Here is a 16,574-nt window from a genome sequence, read left to right on the forward strand (position 1 = left end):
TGAGGAGCGTAAAGTATTTTCTTTTTAATCTTATCATAAAACTTTTTCAGCAACCTGCAAAGATACAATCTGAAAGATCCGGTAAAGATCAGGCGGTATGACCGGATAACGGCTTCCAGACTGCATAATTCACGGGATAAATGGAACAATAATTCTGCCATTAAGCAAAGGAGGATTTTTCGCTTATGTCAGAATTGGTTCACTTGGGGATAGATATTGGCTCAACAACCATTAAGGTTGTTGTGCTTGATGATAAAGGAGCTCTGCTTTTCAGCAGGTACCGCAGACACCTTGCCGATATTTACGGAACGCTGAAAGATATGCTGGAAGACGCGGAAGAAGTCATCGGACGGAAGAAGCTGACAGCGGCAATTACAGGATCAGGGGGAATCGCAGTTGCGGAATTACTGGAGGTTCCTTTTATTCAGGAGGTGCTCGCGGGAAATAAGGCGGTGCAAAGATTTATTCCCGGCACGGATGTGGTGATTGAGCTGGGGGGGGAAGATGCGAAAATCACTTTTTTTGATGGCAGCATTGACCAAAGAATGAATGGGATATGCGCGGGAGGAACGGGGGCTTTTATCGACCAAATGGCGGCTCTGCTTAATACTGATGCCCGGGGTCTGAATGAATTGGCCGGAGGATATCAGGTCATTTATCCGCTGGCGGCTCGCTGCGGGGTTTTCACCAAGGCAGATATCCAGCCCTTGCTGAATGACGGGGCGAGAAAAGAAGATATTGCTATTTCTATTTTCCAGGCTGTCGTGAATCAAACCATCAGCGGTTTGGCCTGTGGTCGAAAAATTGAGGGTAGAGTAGGCTTTTTGGGAGGTCCTTTGCATTTTCTGCCCAGGCTGAGGGACCGCTTTCAGCTCACTCTCAATTTACAGGGAGAGAACATGATTGTACCGGAAAATTCTGAGCTTTATGTGGCTATGGGTGCGGCTTATGCCGGTAAAGATGAAAAAAGGCTGACGATGGACGATTTGTTTCATAGACTGAGATTGAAGACAAAGGATCTAAAGTTTGAGACAGCCAGATTAGAGCCTCTTTTTTCTCATCTGGAAAGCTACGAGAAATTCAGACAGAGACATGCTCAGCATAAAGCCGCGCGCCAAAATTTAACGTCTTTCAGAGGCGACAGTTTTTTAGGTCTGGATTGTGGTTCAACAACAACGAAGGCAGTCTTAATCGACGAAAAGGGGAGCTTGCTGCATAGCGTTTATGTCAGTAATGAAGGCAGCCCATTGAAAACGGTGACTAAAGTGCTGAAAGGCATCTACGCGATCATTCCTGAAGATTGTCTGATTGCCTATTCGGCAGTGACCGGTTATGGTGAAAATTTGGTGAAGGCTGCTTTAAGAGCGGATATCGGCGAAGTTGAAACCATAGCTCATCTTATGGCTGCCGAGTTTTTTCAGCCCGGAGTGGATTTGATCTTAGATATCGGCGGTCAGGACATGAAATGCCTGAAGCTCAGAAACGGAGTGATTGAAAGCATCATGCTTAACGAAGCGTGTTCTTCGGGATGCGGATCCTTTATCGAGACCTTTGCCCAGGCACTCCAAATGGACAGCGAGGAATTCGCCCTGGCCGGAATCAAAGCGGAGGCGCCGGTGGACCTCGGTTCCCGCTGTACCGTATTTATGAACTCCAAAGTCAAGCAGGCCCAGAAAGAAGGAATTTCCGTAGACAATATCTCTGCCGGACTGTCTTATGCCGTGATCAAAAATGCCCTGTTCAAGGTCATGAAATACAAGGAGCAAGATCATTCTGAGGATAAGATTGTCGTACAGGGAGGGACATTTTTAAATGATGCCGTATTGAGGAGCTTGGAGAAAATCATGGGCAAAGAGGTGATCAGACCGGATATCGCCGGACTGATGGGGGCTTTTGGGGCAGCGTTGCTGGCTAAAAATGCCTGGTTCGAAAAGGATAAGCCCAAGAGTTCCCTCATTGACGAGAACGGACTAAAGAGCTTAACCGTTAAGAATGTAGCCCAAAGATGCGGAAGCTGCAGCAACAACTGCTTGCTCACGATCAACATTTTCAATGACAAAGACAGGCATATAACCGGAAACAGGTGCGACCAGTATACAGCGAAACAAGGGGGGGAAGAGGTCCCTGATTTGTACGCCTATAAATATCAAAAGCTGTTTTCTTATGAAGCATTGCCTCCGGAAAAAGCATCGCGAGGCTCAATCGGCATTCCAAGAGTACTTAATATGTACGAAAATTACCCGTTTTGGGCGGTTTTTTTCAGGACCCTGGGCTTCAGAGTGGAGCTTTCACCGGATTCGGACCGGCAAATATATGAAAAAGGTATGGATACCATTCCTTCCGATACCGCATGCTATCCGGCCAAGCTTGCTCATGGTCATATACAGACCCTGATCGAAAGAGGACTCAAGGTGATCTTTTACCCGTGCATCCCGAAAGAAAGAAAAGAATTCCCCGGTGCGGATAATTCATATAATTGTCCTATGGTTGGCGCTTATGCTGAAGTCATAAAAAACAACATGGATCAACTGAAACATAAGGGGGTGCTTTTTTTAAATCCCTTTATTCCGTATAACAACCGGGAGAAGTTAACAGACAGGATGTACGAGGTGCTTAAACCGTTCCGGATAAGCAGACATGAGGTTGGCCGGGCAGTTGAGGCCGGGTGGAAGGAAGAAGCCCTTTTTAAACAGGATATCCGCGGCAAGGGCGAAGAAGTACTGAAATGGCTGGAGAAAACCGGGAAGAACGGGATTGTGTTGTCGGGGCGTCCTTACCATCTTGATCCGGAAATCCATCATGGTATTCCTGGCATGATTACATCACTGGGGATGGCTGTTCTTACTGAGGATGCGGTAGCTCATCTTGGCAGTGTGAGCAGGCCGTTAAGGGTATTGGATCAGTGGATGTATCATTCAAGATTATATGAAGCGGCCGATGTTGTATCCAAAAGCGGGAACTTAGAATTGGTCCAGCTGAATTCATTCGGCTGCGGACCGGATTCTATAGCCGCTGAACAGGCCCAGGAGATTGTCGCCGGCGCCGGAAAAAACAATACACTTCTGAAAATTGATGAAGTAAGAAACCTCGGTGCGATCAGAATCAGACTCAGATCACTGCAGGCGGCCAAAGAACGGAAAAAACAGACAAAGCAAAAATCGTTTGAGCAAGAAAGTACGCCGGCCAATGATCAGAGGAAAACCCCTCCGGCCAAACCTGTATTCCAAAAAAGCATGAAAAAAACTCATACGATTTTAGCCCCGCAGATGGCGCCTATTCATTTTGAGTTAATTCAGGAGGCAGCCGGGAGCGAAGGGTATCAATTAGAGGTTCTGGCATCAGGAGGCCGGGAGGAAATTGAAGAAGGGCTGAAATATGTGAATCATGATTCCTGTTATCCTTCTATTATTATCATAGGACAGATCATCAGAGCTTTAAAATCAGGAAAATATAATTTGGATAAAACAGCTGTGATGATGGCGCAGACCGGAGGTCCTTGCAGGGCAAGCAATTATCTTAGTCTTTTGCGGAAAGCGCTTCAGACAAGCGGCTATTCCCACATTCCGGTCATCTCGGCAAATTTGGCCGGATTAGAAGAACAACCCGGATTTAAAATTACTCCTTCTCTCATTCACAAAGCTGTGATGAGTTCGGTATATGGTGATTTGCTCATGAAGCTGCTTTACAGAATAAGGCCTTATGAAAAAACAGCAGGCAGTACGGAAATGGTCTTTCAGGAATGGATGAACAGGTGCAAGGACAATATCCGGTCCGGAAGCCGCAGAGGATTCGAGGAAAATGTCGGACAGATGGTCAAACAGTTCAGCGGGATAGGAATGGTTGAGGATCGAAAACCCCGGATCGGTTTAGTCGGGGAAATTATGGTGAAATATCATCCCCTGGCCAATAACAATATGGCTGAATATGTCGAAAAGGCGGGAGGAGAACTGGTTGTGCCCGCTTTCACTGATTTTTTCCTGTTTTGTGCTTTTGAGAAAAAAGCAGCCCGCCGGGAACTGGAAGGAACGAGAAAAGCCGGCTTATTCGGCGACTTGTTTATTCGTTATGTCGAAAGCTACCGGAAAGAAGTGCGCAGGGCCTTGCGGGAAAACAACAACTTTATTCTTCCGCCAACGATCAGGGAGTTAGCGGAAAGTGTGATGCCGATGATGTCTTTGTGCAATTCCACGGGGGAAGGATGGCTTTTAACGGCGGAGATGGTGGAACTGATCAAAGAAGGAGCGGAAAATATTATCTGTATGCAGCCTTTTGCCTGTCTCCCCAATCATATTACCGGCAGAGGGATGATTAAAAAGGTCAAAGAGAACTTTCCTCAGGCCAATATTGTCACTGTGGATTACGATCCCGGCGCGAGTGAGGTGAATCAGATCAACCGGATAAAATTGATGATGGAAAAAGCATTTGAGGAAAATAAAAAGAAATCATATTGTCAAAAAGAGATCGTTGACAATTAGCATAAACAAATATATAATATGTTTGTTTAAAATATAGATAAGCAGAAGAATAGCTCGATATATCTGATCAAGATTATCAAATAAGAAATTTTAATTTCAGAAAGCAAGAAAGTGAGAAAGTGAGAAAGCGATGGATTTAAATGCCCTGTTTTGGAATGCCCCTCTAAATGAGATGAAGAAAGGATATATTTTTGATCAATCCACCAATACTTATCGTTGTCTGGTCTGCGGCAAAGAATTTGAACCAGGCCGCATATATCCGGTCGCTGATCTTTTGTATGAAGCAGTGAAAGCAGTTGAAGTTCATATTACTCAGGATCACGGATCAATGTTTGAATTTTTATTAAAGATGAACAAGGAATATACAACGCTGACAGATCATCAGAAGAAGATCATGAACGATTGCTACGCCGGGCTCAGCGATAAGGAAATTTCAGCAAAACGGGGCTGCAGTCCATCTACTGTCCGCAATTACCGGTTTAATTTCAGAGAAAAAGAAAAACAGGCTAAAGTCGTATTGGCAATGATGGAAATCTTAAAAGAAAAGGACCAGACATCGCCGAAACTGGTTGATTTTCACAGATCGGCGAAAATGGTTGATGAACGGTATGCAATTACTCAGGAAGAGTATCGGCAAATCATTCAAAAGTATTTTAAAGAAGGTGAGGAAGGCCCTTTAAGTGAATTCCCTTTGAGGGAAAAGCGGAGAGTGGCAATACTTAAGCACATTGCAAGCCGGTTCAAACCGGAAAAGAGCTATAGTGAAAAAGAGGTCAATCAAATCCTTAAAGAAATTTTCGGCGATTATGCGATCATTCGAAGATCTCTGATCGAGTACGGATTTATGGAGCGTACCCCGGATGGCAGTGCTTATTGGGTTAAGCTCTCTTGAACAAATCTGAGGGGCTTTATTCGTGAGGATCAACGGATATCGGTTCTTATGTAGAGGAGGGAGAAAATGATGGATCAGGAAAAAAAGCATAAACTAAAACAGGAATATAAACAGACGCCACAGCCAATGGGAATCTTTCGGCTTAGAAATCTAGTTAATCACAAAATACTTGTGGGAAGCAGTACAAGTCTGGACAAAAAGTTCAATGGATTGCAAATGAGTTTGGATTCAGGGGTCTATCCCAGCAAGGATTTGATCAGAGATTGGACAGAATATGGCCGCGAAAGCTTTGTTTTTGAAATATTGGATGAGCTTGAGCCACGAGATGTGCCGGATTATCAGGTTAAGGCCGACTTAAAAGCATTGGAAGAACTTTGGCTGGAAAAATTAAAGCCCTTTGAAGAGCGGGGCTATAATTGGAAAAATAAAAATAAGTATATGGCAAAATAAAAATAAATTTATCTCAAAATATGGCCAGGCAATGGGGATAGGACTAAAATCCCGCCTCGCAGAAAAGCGGAGCGGGATTTAGATTTTTGAGTTTTAAGTATCTTTATTTTCTTTATTGATTTCAGTTGGGTTTTCCTGACCGGAAGGAGCTTCTAAATCAGTTGAAGAAACGGTATTTGGCGAAAACGGTTCAGAAACAGGCTCGGGAGCATAGACCGGATCAGTAAGCTCAGGATTGATCACGAAGTCTTCTTTTTCCTGCATGAGGGTCAGGGTCCAAACAATCGGCATAAGGCTTAAAAAGGGAGAAAACAGTAAGCTGGCGATCACTTGCAATGGTTCATTCAAATAATATTGGAGGGCCAAAAAAAGCGCTGAGAAGATCACATATAACAAAACCAGCCCCCACAAAGGCGGCATGTTTTTTCGATAAAATTGCCAACTGGCCTTAAATGCCCGGTCAAACGAAAGATCATTGCGAACCTGAACATAGATTGCCCCGCATATTACCCAAGGATATAAAAAAATAGCCAAAAGGCCAAAAGCAATAAAATAAAGAACAAAAAGAATTTTGAAAGCAATGCTCATATCGCCTAAGACAAATAAAAGGATCAAACCGCACAGTGATAATAATATCGAGGAAAAGAGAATAACGATATTCCACTTTATAACACGTACGGCACCTTTTGCGGAAAAATCTTTGAAAGAAGCTTTGGCACTCAGTCCTTTGCGGGTAAGGTTAATCATCCCGGTATTGAAAATAGAGCCTGCGATCAATCCTAAAAGCATTATTCCGAAAATAAAAAGAACAAAAAAGATTAAAAAATTTGTGTTTTGCAGGATCGAATAAGGCAGGATAGAATGATCAAAGGGAAAGGCTGAAGAAGAAAGGTGTGTGACACCGGTATCCAAAGTTAAGCCGTTGGAAAAAGGTTCACCCTGAAAAAGAATAAAAAAGACGATGAAAAATGGAATCGTGGCAATAATGCTGAAGATGACGACAAGAACCAGAAAAATCAAAGTCCAAAGATATAAAGGAATAGCCACGTTTTTAAACGTTTTAAATGTCACCTTTAAACGTTCCGACCAACTCATTTTTTTCCTCCTTAACTGTTGCTTTTGATATTAATATTTTATGATGAGCAGCAATTCAGTTATACTAGTATTGTATGAAAGGAATGAACAAAGTATTTTGTAAAATTGTAGAATGATTCCTATAATAATACTATTAATAAAAGAATTTTGCCATAGAAAATCATATTGCATATTTATTCTTAAGTGAGTATAATGATACAGTGGTGCTGATTAGACTTGGGGAAAGAGGAAGGGGAAGAAAATGGTTGAGTTAAAAAAAGAAAGTTTTAAAGGCAGGGATTTTATTGCCTTAAATGATTTCACGTCTGAAGAAATCTTACATATGATTGATGTGGCTGCCCGGCTGAAATCAGAAAGTAAAGCAGGGATACCGCATCATATTTTGCAGGGGAAAACTTTAGGAATGATATTTACCAAGTCCTCAACAAGGACCAGAGTGTCCTTTGAGGTTGGTATCTACCAGCTGGGCGGATACGGTTTATTTCTAAGTGACCGGGATATCCAAATCGGACGGGGTGAACCGATTCAAGATACGGCAAGGGTGCTCTCGCGAATGGTTGACGGGATCATGATCAGAACATTTAGTCATCAGGAAGTGGTCGACCTCGCAAAATACTGTGATAAACCGGTCATCAACGGACTTACGGATTATTTGCACCCTACTCAGATACTTGCAGATATGCTGACAATCAAGGAACATAAAGAAAAAATAAAGGGACTTAAGCTCGTCTACATTGGAGACGGCAACAATGTGGCAAACTCATTGCTGCTGGGGGGAACTAAAGTGGGAATGGATGTCGTCATCGCGGCGCCTCAGGGGTACAAACCTGTTCCGGAAATTATGGCTTTAGCCGCTCAGAATGCGGAGGCCAGCGGCGGAAGTGCCGCTGTGTTCGAAGACCCCTTGACGGCCGCTGAAGGAGCGGATATTCTTTATACGGATGTTTGGGCAAGCATGGGCCAGGAAGAAGAAGCTGCTGTCAGGAGGAAAGCTTTTGCCGGGTATCAGATTAATGATACTTTGCTCAAAGCGGCCAAACCTGATGCGATTGTTCTGCATTGCCTTCCCGCCCACAGAGGCGAGGAGATTACGGAAGAAATTCTGGAAGGACCGCAATCGGTGGTTTTTGATGAAGCAGAAAACAGACTGCATGCCCATAAAGCGATTATGTCTTTAATCATGTAAACGGAGAGGAGCAAAACAATGGAAAAAGTAGTTTTAGCCTATTCGGGAGGGCTGGATACATCGATTATCATTCCCTGGCTCAAAGAGAATTACGGTTATGAAGTGATTGCGATGGCGGCTGATTTAGGCCAGGGCGAGGAATTGGAGCCGTTAAGGGAGAAGGCCATGAAGACCGGAGCGTCCAAGATCTATATTGAAGACCTTCGCGAAGAGTTTCTTACCGAGTTTATTTATCCTACCATTAAGGCCGGAGCCAAATATGAAGGAAAATACCTGCTGGGGACTTCATTTGCCCGGCCCTTGATTGCCAAAAGGCTGGTGGAGATTGCCGCACAGGAAGGAGCTGTGGCGATTGCCCACGGTGCGACAGGCAAAGGGAATGACCAGGTGCGTTTTGAGCTGGCGGTCAAGGCTTTGAATCCTGACCTGAAAATCATTGCCCCCTGGCGGGAGTGGAAAATCAGATCCCGGGAAGAAGCAATCGAGTATGCGACCGAACGCAATATTCCGGTTCCGGTAACCAAGGCCAAGCCTTACAGCATGGACCGCAATCTCTGGCATCTCAGTCACGAAGGGGCGGACCTGGAAGATCCCTGGAATGAGGCCCAGGATGATTTATATATGCTGGGAGTTTCCCCCGAACAGGCTCCGGATAAGCCTGCCTACCTGGAGCTTGATTTTGAACAGGGGATACCGGTGGCTCTGGACGGCAAAAAAATGAAGCCGATTGAGCTCCTGACCAAGCTGAATGAATTAGGGGGGGCGAATGGGATCGGTATCATCAGTATGGTGGAAAACCGTCTGGTAGGGATGAAGTCCCGCGGAGTTTATGAAACTCCTGGAGGCACGATTCTTTATACCGCTCATCAGGCTTTGGAAGAACTGACTTTGGACAGGATGACTCTTCACTATAAAGAACAGGTTGCGTTAAAGTATGCTGAAATGGTCTATGACGGAGTTTGGTATTCACCGCTTAGAGAAGCTTTGGACGCCTTTGTTCAGGTTACGCAAAGGAATGTTACCGGTACGGTCAGGATCAAGCTCTATAAGGGCAATTGTACAGCTGCGGGAGCAAAAGCGCCGTATTCATTGTACAACCTGGAATTTGTAACCTTCGGTGAGGATGCGGTATATAACCAGAAGGATGCGGAAGGCTTTATCAATCTTTTCGGTTTGCCTCTCAAGGTCAGAGCTCTTATGGAAAAAAGCAGCGGTCTTAAAAAATAAGAGGTAAATCGAGAAACCCAATGAAAACACCATTAACTCATGATTCAGGTTAAGCAAAAGCTTCGCCTGAATCATGAGTTCTTAATATTGAAAGAATAAGACGATTTGGTATAATGATTGTGTTAAAAATATCTTTTAATCTGAAGTATTGAGGTGAAAAGGGAATTGAAGGAATTATGGGACTTATTCGTGGGATTTTTTAGAGCCAGCAATTTGGGTTTCGGCGGGGGTCCGGCTGTCATTCCTTTACTGAAGACAGAAGCGGTTGATCACTATCATTGGATGACAAATGCCCAGTTCAGTGATGCTTATGCAGCCGCGAATGCCCTTCCCGGACCGATTGCGACCAAGATGGCCAGCTACATAGGATATCAGATCGCTTCCTGGCCTGGGGCATTGGTAGCTTTAGCCGGCACAATTCTGCCGACTGTTTTATTGTTGATTTTTGCGGGCAAGCTTCTGGACAAATATGCCAGCTCCAGAGAGCTTAAGGCAATGTTGAAGGGAGTACGACCGGTCGTAACGGCATTGCTTGTGGTCGTTGCGCTTGATATGGCGAAAAGTGCCTTCATCATTAAAGCGCCTCTTGATCTGGCAACAGTAGGTATTGCCGCAGTGGCGGCAGCGGCGATTTATTTTCGCAATGTTCACCCGATTATCCTTATTGTATCTTCAATGATGGTGGGGTACCTTATTTGGTAATTCTGGAATTATGGTAAATGAGGTTATGAAAATGAAAACGTTATGGGACTTGTTTATCGCGTTCTTTCGGGCCAGCAATTTTAGTTTCGGCGGCGGACCGGCGATGATACCTTTGATCAGGGTTGAGGTTGTAGATAAATATAAATGGATGAGCAATGAAGAGTTTGCGGATATTGTGGCCATAGCAAATTCCCTCCCCGCTCCTATTGCCACAAAGCTGGCAGGGACCATCGGTTATCGGGCAAAAGGATGGCTGGGCGCTTTGGCGGCCAATCTGGGCACGATCCTGCCGACGACCTTGATTGTCATACTGATGGGAAGCTTAATCATGAAATATGCGGATGCGCCTGCTTTAAAGGCCATGTTAAAAGGGGTAAGACCTGTTGTTGCAGTGATGCTGGCTCAAACCGCAATTTCCATCGGCAAAAAATCATTTGATAAAAAAAGTTACCTGACTTATGTTCTTGGAGGAGTTGCTTTGCTCATTATGCTGGTCCTGCCCAATATTCATCCGGCCTTTTTGGTAGTGGGATCAATGACCCTGGGATTTTTTCTGTTTAAAAATAAATAAACGAATAAGATGAAGCAAACCCTTTATGGATCTGATGAAAAATGAAACTTGAACAAAGGGCATAAATTGCTCATAAAAAAAGGAAGGCGATCACCCTAAGTTTGGCGATCACCTTTTTTTATACAATCCCTGTTCTTTTAAGATCCGGAAAGGCTGTTTAATCTTTTAACCCGCTCCGCAATCGGGGGGTGAGTACTGAACAAGGAAACAAGCTTTTGGGCATTTAACGGGTTAACGATGAACATATGGCTGGCAGCCGGGTTGACGTTCATCGGAACCATTCGGGAACCCTGCTCTAGTTTCAGCAGGGCCTGAGCCAGTCCTTGAGGATTACCGGCAATTTTGGCACCGGTTGTGTCAGCCATAAACTCACGGGAGCGGGACACGGCCATTTGGACGAGCATAGCGGCTAATGGTCCTAAAATAATTAGAGGAAGAGCAGCTAGACCGCTTCCTTCGTCATCATCACCGCTTAAGCCGCCAAACATGAAGGCGAATTGCGCCCAGTGGGCGATCGTGGTAATGACTCCGGCCATCACGGCGGCCAGGGTGCCGATCAGGATATCTCTGTTTTTTACATGAGCAAGCTCATGAGCGATTACTCCCTCTAACTCTTCTTCGTTGAGAAGCCGCAGCAAACCTTCGGTCACAGCTACCGCCGCATGAGAAGGATTGCGTCCGGTGGCAAAGGCGTTTGGCTGGGCGGATTGGCTGAGATAGAGCTTTGGCATAGGCAGGCCGGCATGAGAAGACAGTCGTTCAACCATAGAGTACAACTGCGGGTTTTCTTCCTTGCTTAAAGGACGGGAACGGGTCATCCTTAACGCAATTTTGTCACTGAACCAATAGCTGCCGAAATTCATGACCATGGCAAAAACAAAAGCGATGACCATACCGCCTTCATTGCCTAAAGCAGAACCGATAAGGATCACCAGAACAGTCAGAAAGGCCATTAAAGCAACAGTTTTCAATTGATTTCCAAGGTTATTCATTAATCATCACTTCCTCTTATTGATTTATATTTTCATGTTGAGTATCTTATGGACAATTCCAAGCGTTTTCAGATATTTCAGAGTTGGTCAAAACCTAGTGTTAAGTGATTATTCTGTTCCTTTGTATTTTTTTTAGCTTCCCCGCAATGAGTACTCCGATGATAATGAAAGCTAAAAAGATGAATTGCAAAGATGGATAAGGAGCCAACAGGCTTTTCACGAATGATTCGTGTGTGATCATGGTCCCGGCAGTATGAGCAATGACGGCCGAGCCGATGTAAATGATCAAAGGGAAATGCTCAATAAGTCTGATCACTATTGTACTTCCGAAAACAATGAGGGGAATGCTGATCAGCAAGCCGAGGACCACGACCATGAAATTGTTTTGAGCCGTACCGGCAATTGCCAGGATATTGTCCAATCCCATAGCGAAATCAGCAACAATAATTGTGATGATGGCTGTTTTGAAGTCCGTGCATTCCTTGGCCTCGTGATCTTTTTTCTCATCAGTCAGAAGTTTATAGGCCATCCAGATCAATACAAGCCCCCCTGCCAGCTGGAGACCGGGAATACGCAACAGAAATACAACAAGAAAAGTGGCTAAGATACGGATCGCAATAGCCCCTGCCGTTCCCCAGAAAATCACTTTTTTCTGTATTTGCTTGGGAAGATTCCGGGCGGCAAGACCAATGACAATGGCATTATCTCCTCCAAGCACCAAGTCAATCAGGATAACGGACAGAACAGCCGAAACAATACCGGGAACCATAAAGTCCATTTCGAAACTCCTTCCAATAGAAAAAATAAAAAAACCCTTCACCAATGAATTGGACAAAAGGTCTTGCTTACAACGAAAGCGTTGCCAACAAAGCCGAGGATCTTACGAGCCCGTGATGACGACTTTGCTGTAGTAGCTACTCCCCTAATACAAATGTTAGAAATTAATCTTACGATAAAAATTATAATTCAAATCAGACAGGACGTCAACAAATATTTCTTTTCTGAAGCATTGTTTTGATTTTACATCACTCTAATTTCAAGTATACTTATAGATAGTATTGAATTAGAAGGATGAGAGAAGATTATCCGGCTAAGCTTGTACTTAATTCAGCGTGATGGAAAGGGGACCATTATTCAAATGAAACTATGGGGCGGACGTTTTGAGAAAGAAACAAGCGCTTTGGTCGAGGATTTTCACTCGTCTATTTCCTTTGACCAGAGAATGTATAAACAGGATATCAAGGGTAGTATTGCCCATGCCCGGATGTTGGGGGATAAGGAGATTATCAGGCCGGAAGAAGCTAAACAAATTATTGAGGGCTTAGAGAATATCCTGAAAGAGATTGAGAGCGGCCAGGTGCAATTTGAAATCGGGGCTGAAGATATTCACATGAATATCGAAAAACTTCTGACAGAAAAAATTGGTTCGGCCGGAAAAAAACTGCATACGGGACGCAGCCGCAATGACCAGGTGGCAGTAGATTTCAGATTGTACATAAGGGAAGAGACCGATGCGATAAAGGATTTGCTGGGACAATTAATATCGGCCTTATTAGATATTGCGGAAGAACACGTGAAAACCTGGATGCCGGGCTATACACATCTCCAGAAGGCTCAGCCGATAACCTTGGCCCATCATCTTCTGGCCTATGTTCAGATGTTTCTGCGTGATATGGGCAGGATAGAAGATACCCGCAAGAGGCTGAATGTTTCCCCGCTCGGTTCCGGAGCTCTGGCGGCAACCACTTTTTCCCTGGACAGAGAAGCCGTGGCGGTGGAGCTTGGTTTTGCCGGAGTGACGTTGAACAGCCTGGACGGAGTAAGCGACAGGGACTTCGCTTTGGAGTTTCTCGGTGCGGCCTCGATTATCATGATGCATCTCAGTCGTTTGTGTGAAGAAATCATTATTTGGTCCAGTGGAGAATTTGGTTTTATTGTGTTGGATGATGGGTTTTCTACGGGTTCCAGTATCATGCCTCAAAAGAAGAATCCGGATGTGGCAGAGCTGATGAGAGGAAAGACAGGACGGGTATACGGCGATCTCGTCGCTTTACTGACTGTGATGAAAGGGCTGCCCCTCGCATACAATAAAGACATGCAGGAAGATAAAGAAAGTGTTTTCGACGCCATTGATACAGTGAAGAAATCCTTGATCGTGATGGAACCGATGCTGAGGACAATGCAAGTCCAAAAAGAAAAGATGTATTTAGAAGCTAAAGCAGGGTTCACCAATGCAACAGATCTCGCGGATTATCTGGCAAAAAAGAATGTGCCTTTCCGGGAAGCTCATGAGATAGTTGGAAGGCTGGTTCTGGAATGTACCCGGAGGGGATGCGGTTTGGAGGATTTAAGCATCGAGGAGCTGCGCGAAGTGTCGGGGGTTTTTGATCCTGATCTTTATGAAGCGATCAGAATTGAGACCTGTGTAAATTCGCGTAGGATAACAGGAGGTCCGGCACCGGAAACAGCTTTGGAAGCGATAGGGCTATGCCGGAGAATTTTGCAGGCTAAAGTTTAAAAAAGATGAAAAAAGGCGAGATTTTAATCTTTTTTAAAAATAATGACAAAAATGTAATGATAAGATAACAATAAGAAGATTTGAAAATAAAAAGAATAATTAATGGATAATTATTATGTTTGGTGAAAAATATTTGTTTTATTTAACGAAAAAGCTTTATGCCAACAAAAAATTTACAAAGATTTAACGATAAAATGCAATCAAAATTAAAAAATGTGGATAAGCTTGTGGATACTGTGGATTAACAGCTAAAGAATGATAGGAATTTTACAAATCTATGCTAAAATATCCTAAATAATAATGTTAGGCGGGTGAAAAACGGTTGAGAATAGGCCTTGATATCGATGGAGTTGTAGCGGACAGCTTTCCGGTATTTTTAAGGGAGCTGAATAAGCATTTTGACAAAAAATTAGAAAAAATTGACAATTATGATATGGCAAAATTATATGGTGTTGACTGGGAAGTGATGAGCAAATTTTTTGACGACCATATGGAATTTCTGTTCAGTGAACCAATGCCGATGCCGGGGGCCGTGGAGGGAATAACCGAGCTGATGGACAAAGGGAATGAAATTATTTATGTTACGGCCCGGAACCCGGGGGGGGAAGAAGAAGCCACCATTAAATGGATGAATCAAAAAAGCATTCCCTATGACAAAGTTATTTTCATGGGGAATGCCTGCAAGACATCGGCAGTCAAAGAATATGAACTGGATGTTTTTGTGGAGGACCATTCAGGCAATGCGTTAAAAATTTTTAATTCCGGTATTGGTGTTTTCCTGTTTGATGCTCCATATAACAGAATTCAGCTGCCTTCAGGGATTACACGCTGTTATAATTGGACTGAGCTAACAAAAGAGATTACCACACTCAAATAATAAGGACGATAATTCTTTCAGGATTTAAGAGATAAGAACTTGGCCAACCTTATAAATATCCCCGGCACCCAAAGTGATCACTAAATCCCCTTCTTGAAGGGTTTGCCCCAGATAGGAGCTTATTTCATCAAGAGTAGGGAAATATTTTGTGTCAATCCCTTTTTGGTTAATCAGAGTTGCTAAATTGGACGAGGAAACCGTACTGTCGCAAGTCTTATTTTCTCGCGCCGAAGAAAAAATATCAGCTAAAACCACCTCATCAGCCAGGGAAAAGGCTTCGGAAAATTCATAAAGAAGCTTTTCTGTCCGGCTAAAGGTATGAGGCTGAAAAACTGCCCTTATCCTCCGGTCAGGAAAGCAGAGCCGCACCCCATCCAGAGTAGTTTGGATTTCTGTGGGATGATGAGCATAATCATCAAAGATGACCGCCCCGTTTTTGGTTCCCAAGCGTTCAAAACGTCTTTTCGTTCCATCAAAACCGGAAAGGGACCGGATAATTTCGGAGGGAGCTATGCCCAGCCGGAAAGCCAGGGCGATCGCGGCCAGAGCATCAAGGATATTATGCTTTCCGGCTACCGGAAGCATTAATGTACCGATGCTTTCTTTATTGATCACAACGCTGAAAATACTGCCGCCATTACTGTAGACAATGTTTTCAGCCTTGATATCAGCATCTTCAGAAAAACCATAAGTAGTGATCGGAGCTTTGGTTTGGATTTGTGTCCGGTTTGGATCTTCCTGCCAAATAATTAAGTTGCCGTTTGCGGGCAGCTTCCCGGTCAGAGATTGAAATGCTGCAATGACGTCATGGATATCCTTGTAATAATCAGGATGATCAAATTCGATGTTGGTAACAACTAAATGCTGAGGCGAATAGTTTAAGAAATGTCTTCTGTATTCGCAGGACTCTGCTACGAAATAGTTGCCTTTTCCGGCCCGGGCATTGCCTCCGATGCTTGGAACACTGCTTCCGACTACAATAGACGGGTCAATACCGGAATCAACCAATATTTTGCCGATCATTGCGGTTGTTGTGGTCTTACCGTGCGTACCGGAAATGCATATTCCACATTTTTTGGACATTAAGAGCCCCAGAAATTGAGGATAAGAATAAATCGGAATATTTAATTCTTTGGCACGGGCTATTTCAGGGTGGTGATCATCATAAGCGGCTGAAGCGACTATCATATCAGCGTTTTCCACATTTATCGGATCAAATTCTTTTACCGTTATGCCGGCTTTTTCTAAAAGCTCATCGGTGAAAAACTTCTGAGGAACATCAGAACCGGTAATCACTGAGTTCTCCAGAAGACAAGCTATTTGCGCAAGTGCGCTCATTCCGGTACCTTTTATGCCGACAAAATGAATGTGCAAACTCAAAGTCATCAGTTCCTTCCAGTATACTTTATACGTTAATCCATTAACATTATACCCATATCTAAGCAAAATGGTATCATTGATCTTAGAAATATTTAATCAAATCTAATTGGATAGGAATCACCTAAGGAGAACAGTTTTCATAAACCCAGTCTATCATACCATAAAAATTCACCGGTAAAAAAACAAATCATAAACAGAAAAAAAAGCCC

The 16,574-nt window shown here is 43.8% G+C and carries 13 protein-coding genes; 9 read left to right on the forward strand and 4 right to left on the reverse strand.

Going from position 1 to position 16,574, the window contains the following annotated elements; translation table 11 throughout:
- The first annotated feature begins 185 nt into the window (after positions 1-185).
- From SGLY_RS02285 to SGLY_RS02295, 3 genes are all read left to right on the forward strand, one after another.
- Positions 186-4,475, forward strand: a complete 4,290-nt coding sequence (locus SGLY_RS02285; protein ID WP_013623676.1) for a 2-hydroxyacyl-CoA dehydratase — start codon at positions 186-188, stop codon at positions 4,473-4,475.
- A gap of 130 nt (positions 4,476-4,605) precedes the next feature.
- Positions 4,606-5,367, forward strand: a complete 762-nt coding sequence (locus SGLY_RS02290) for a DUF2087 domain-containing protein (RefSeq protein ID WP_013623677.1) — start codon at positions 4,606-4,608, stop codon at positions 5,365-5,367.
- Between the two features lie 66 nt (positions 5,368-5,433).
- Positions 5,434-5,817 carry a GIY-YIG nuclease family protein gene (locus tag SGLY_RS02295; protein ID WP_052298590.1) on the forward strand — a complete coding sequence of 128 codons (384 nt, stop codon included), beginning with the start codon at positions 5,434-5,436 and terminating at the stop codon, positions 5,815-5,817.
- 93 nt (positions 5,818-5,910) lie between these two features.
- On the opposite strand, the gene SGLY_RS02300 is transcribed toward SGLY_RS02295, so the two are convergent.
- Positions 5,911-6,912 (reverse strand): hypothetical protein, encoded by a 1,002-nt coding sequence (locus SGLY_RS02300; RefSeq protein ID WP_013623679.1) that lies wholly within the window; start codon positions 6,910-6,912, stop codon positions 5,911-5,913.
- A gap of 241 nt (positions 6,913-7,153) precedes the next feature.
- Between SGLY_RS02300 and argF the strand changes: the two genes are divergently transcribed.
- The 4 genes from argF (at position 7,154) to SGLY_RS02320 (ending at position 10,598) form a co-directional block, all read left to right on the forward strand.
- Complete coding sequence (gene argF, locus SGLY_RS02305; protein ID WP_013623680.1) at positions 7,154-8,098, forward strand: ornithine carbamoyltransferase; 945 nt, start codon at positions 7,154-7,156, stop codon at positions 8,096-8,098.
- A gap of 18 nt (positions 8,099-8,116) precedes the next feature.
- Positions 8,117-9,325, forward strand: coding sequence for an argininosuccinate synthase (locus SGLY_RS02310; protein WP_013623681.1), 1,209 nt, complete (start codon positions 8,117-8,119; stop codon positions 9,323-9,325).
- 165 nt (positions 9,326-9,490) lie between these two features.
- The gene (locus SGLY_RS02315) at positions 9,491-10,027 is read left to right on the forward strand and encodes a chromate transporter (RefSeq protein WP_013623682.1); all 537 of its coding nucleotides are present in this window, start codon (positions 9,491-9,493) and stop codon (positions 10,025-10,027) included.
- 31 nt (positions 10,028-10,058) lie between these two features.
- A complete protein-coding gene (locus tag SGLY_RS02320) occupies positions 10,059-10,598 on the forward strand; it encodes a chromate transporter (RefSeq protein WP_013623683.1) in 540 nt (179 codons plus the stop codon).
- A 137-nt stretch (positions 10,599-10,735) separates the two neighbouring features.
- On the opposite strand, the gene SGLY_RS02325 is transcribed toward SGLY_RS02320, so the two are convergent.
- Together SGLY_RS02325 and SGLY_RS02330 are read right to left on the reverse strand one after the other, a co-directional pair.
- Positions 10,736-11,590 (reverse strand): zinc metalloprotease HtpX, encoded by an 855-nt coding sequence (locus tag SGLY_RS02325; protein WP_013623684.1) that lies wholly within the window; start codon positions 11,588-11,590, stop codon positions 10,736-10,738.
- A gap of 100 nt (positions 11,591-11,690) precedes the next feature.
- The gene (locus tag SGLY_RS02330; RefSeq protein ID WP_013623685.1) at positions 11,691-12,368 is read right to left on the reverse strand and encodes a TerC family protein; all 678 of its coding nucleotides are present in this window, start codon (positions 12,366-12,368) and stop codon (positions 11,691-11,693) included.
- Between the two features lie 360 nt (positions 12,369-12,728).
- On the opposite strand from SGLY_RS02330, the gene argH reads away from it, so the two are divergent.
- Both argH and SGLY_RS02340 read left to right on the forward strand, forming a co-directional pair.
- Complete coding sequence (gene argH, locus SGLY_RS02335; RefSeq protein WP_013623686.1) at positions 12,729-14,108, forward strand: argininosuccinate lyase; 1,380 nt, start codon at positions 12,729-12,731, stop codon at positions 14,106-14,108.
- Between the two features lie 322 nt (positions 14,109-14,430).
- Positions 14,431-14,985, forward strand: coding sequence for a 5' nucleotidase, NT5C type (locus tag SGLY_RS02340; RefSeq protein WP_013623687.1), 555 nt, complete (start codon positions 14,431-14,433; stop codon positions 14,983-14,985).
- 24 nt (positions 14,986-15,009) lie between these two features.
- Here SGLY_RS02340 and murC read toward each other — a convergent pair whose 3' ends face one another.
- Complete coding sequence (gene murC, locus SGLY_RS02345; RefSeq protein WP_041444942.1) at positions 15,010-16,365, reverse strand: UDP-N-acetylmuramate--L-alanine ligase; 1,356 nt, start codon at positions 16,363-16,365, stop codon at positions 15,010-15,012.
- Positions 16,366-16,574: the final 209 nt, after the last annotated feature.

This window comes from Syntrophobotulus glycolicus DSM 8271, assembly GCF_000190635.1.
Lineage (GTDB): Bacteria > Bacillota > Desulfitobacteriia > Desulfitobacteriales > Syntrophobotulaceae > Syntrophobotulus > Syntrophobotulus glycolicus.

What these genes read in the sequence shown, in the direction of transcription:
- SGLY_RS02330 (WP_013623685.1), bottom strand. Translation starts at nt 12,368, where the DNA reads ATGGACTTTATGGTTCCCGGTATTGTTTCGGCTGTTCTGTCCGTTATC.
- SGLY_RS02285 (WP_013623676.1), top strand. Translation starts at nt 186, where the DNA reads ATGTCAGAATTGGTTCACTTGGGGATAGATATTGGCTCAACAACCATT.
- SGLY_RS02320 (WP_013623683.1), top strand. Translation starts at nt 10,059, where the DNA reads ATGAAAACGTTATGGGACTTGTTTATCGCGTTCTTTCGGGCCAGCAAT.
- argF (WP_013623680.1), top strand. Translation starts at nt 7,154, where the DNA reads ATGGTTGAGTTAAAAAAAGAAAGTTTTAAAGGCAGGGATTTTATTGCC.
- SGLY_RS02290 (WP_013623677.1), top strand. Translation starts at nt 4,606, where the DNA reads ATGGATTTAAATGCCCTGTTTTGGAATGCCCCTCTAAATGAGATGAAG.
- SGLY_RS02300 (WP_013623679.1), bottom strand. Translation starts at nt 6,912, where the DNA reads ATGAGTTGGTCGGAACGTTTAAAGGTGACATTTAAAACGTTTAAAAAC.
- SGLY_RS02310 (WP_013623681.1), top strand. Translation starts at nt 8,117, where the DNA reads ATGGAAAAAGTAGTTTTAGCCTATTCGGGAGGGCTGGATACATCGATT.
- SGLY_RS02325 (WP_013623684.1), bottom strand. Translation starts at nt 11,590, where the DNA reads ATGAATAACCTTGGAAATCAATTGAAAACTGTTGCTTTAATGGCCTTT.
- SGLY_RS02295 (WP_052298590.1), top strand. Translation starts at nt 5,434, where the DNA reads ATGATGGATCAGGAAAAAAAGCATAAACTAAAACAGGAATATAAACAG.
- argH (WP_013623686.1), top strand. Translation starts at nt 12,729, where the DNA reads ATGAAACTATGGGGCGGACGTTTTGAGAAAGAAACAAGCGCTTTGGTC.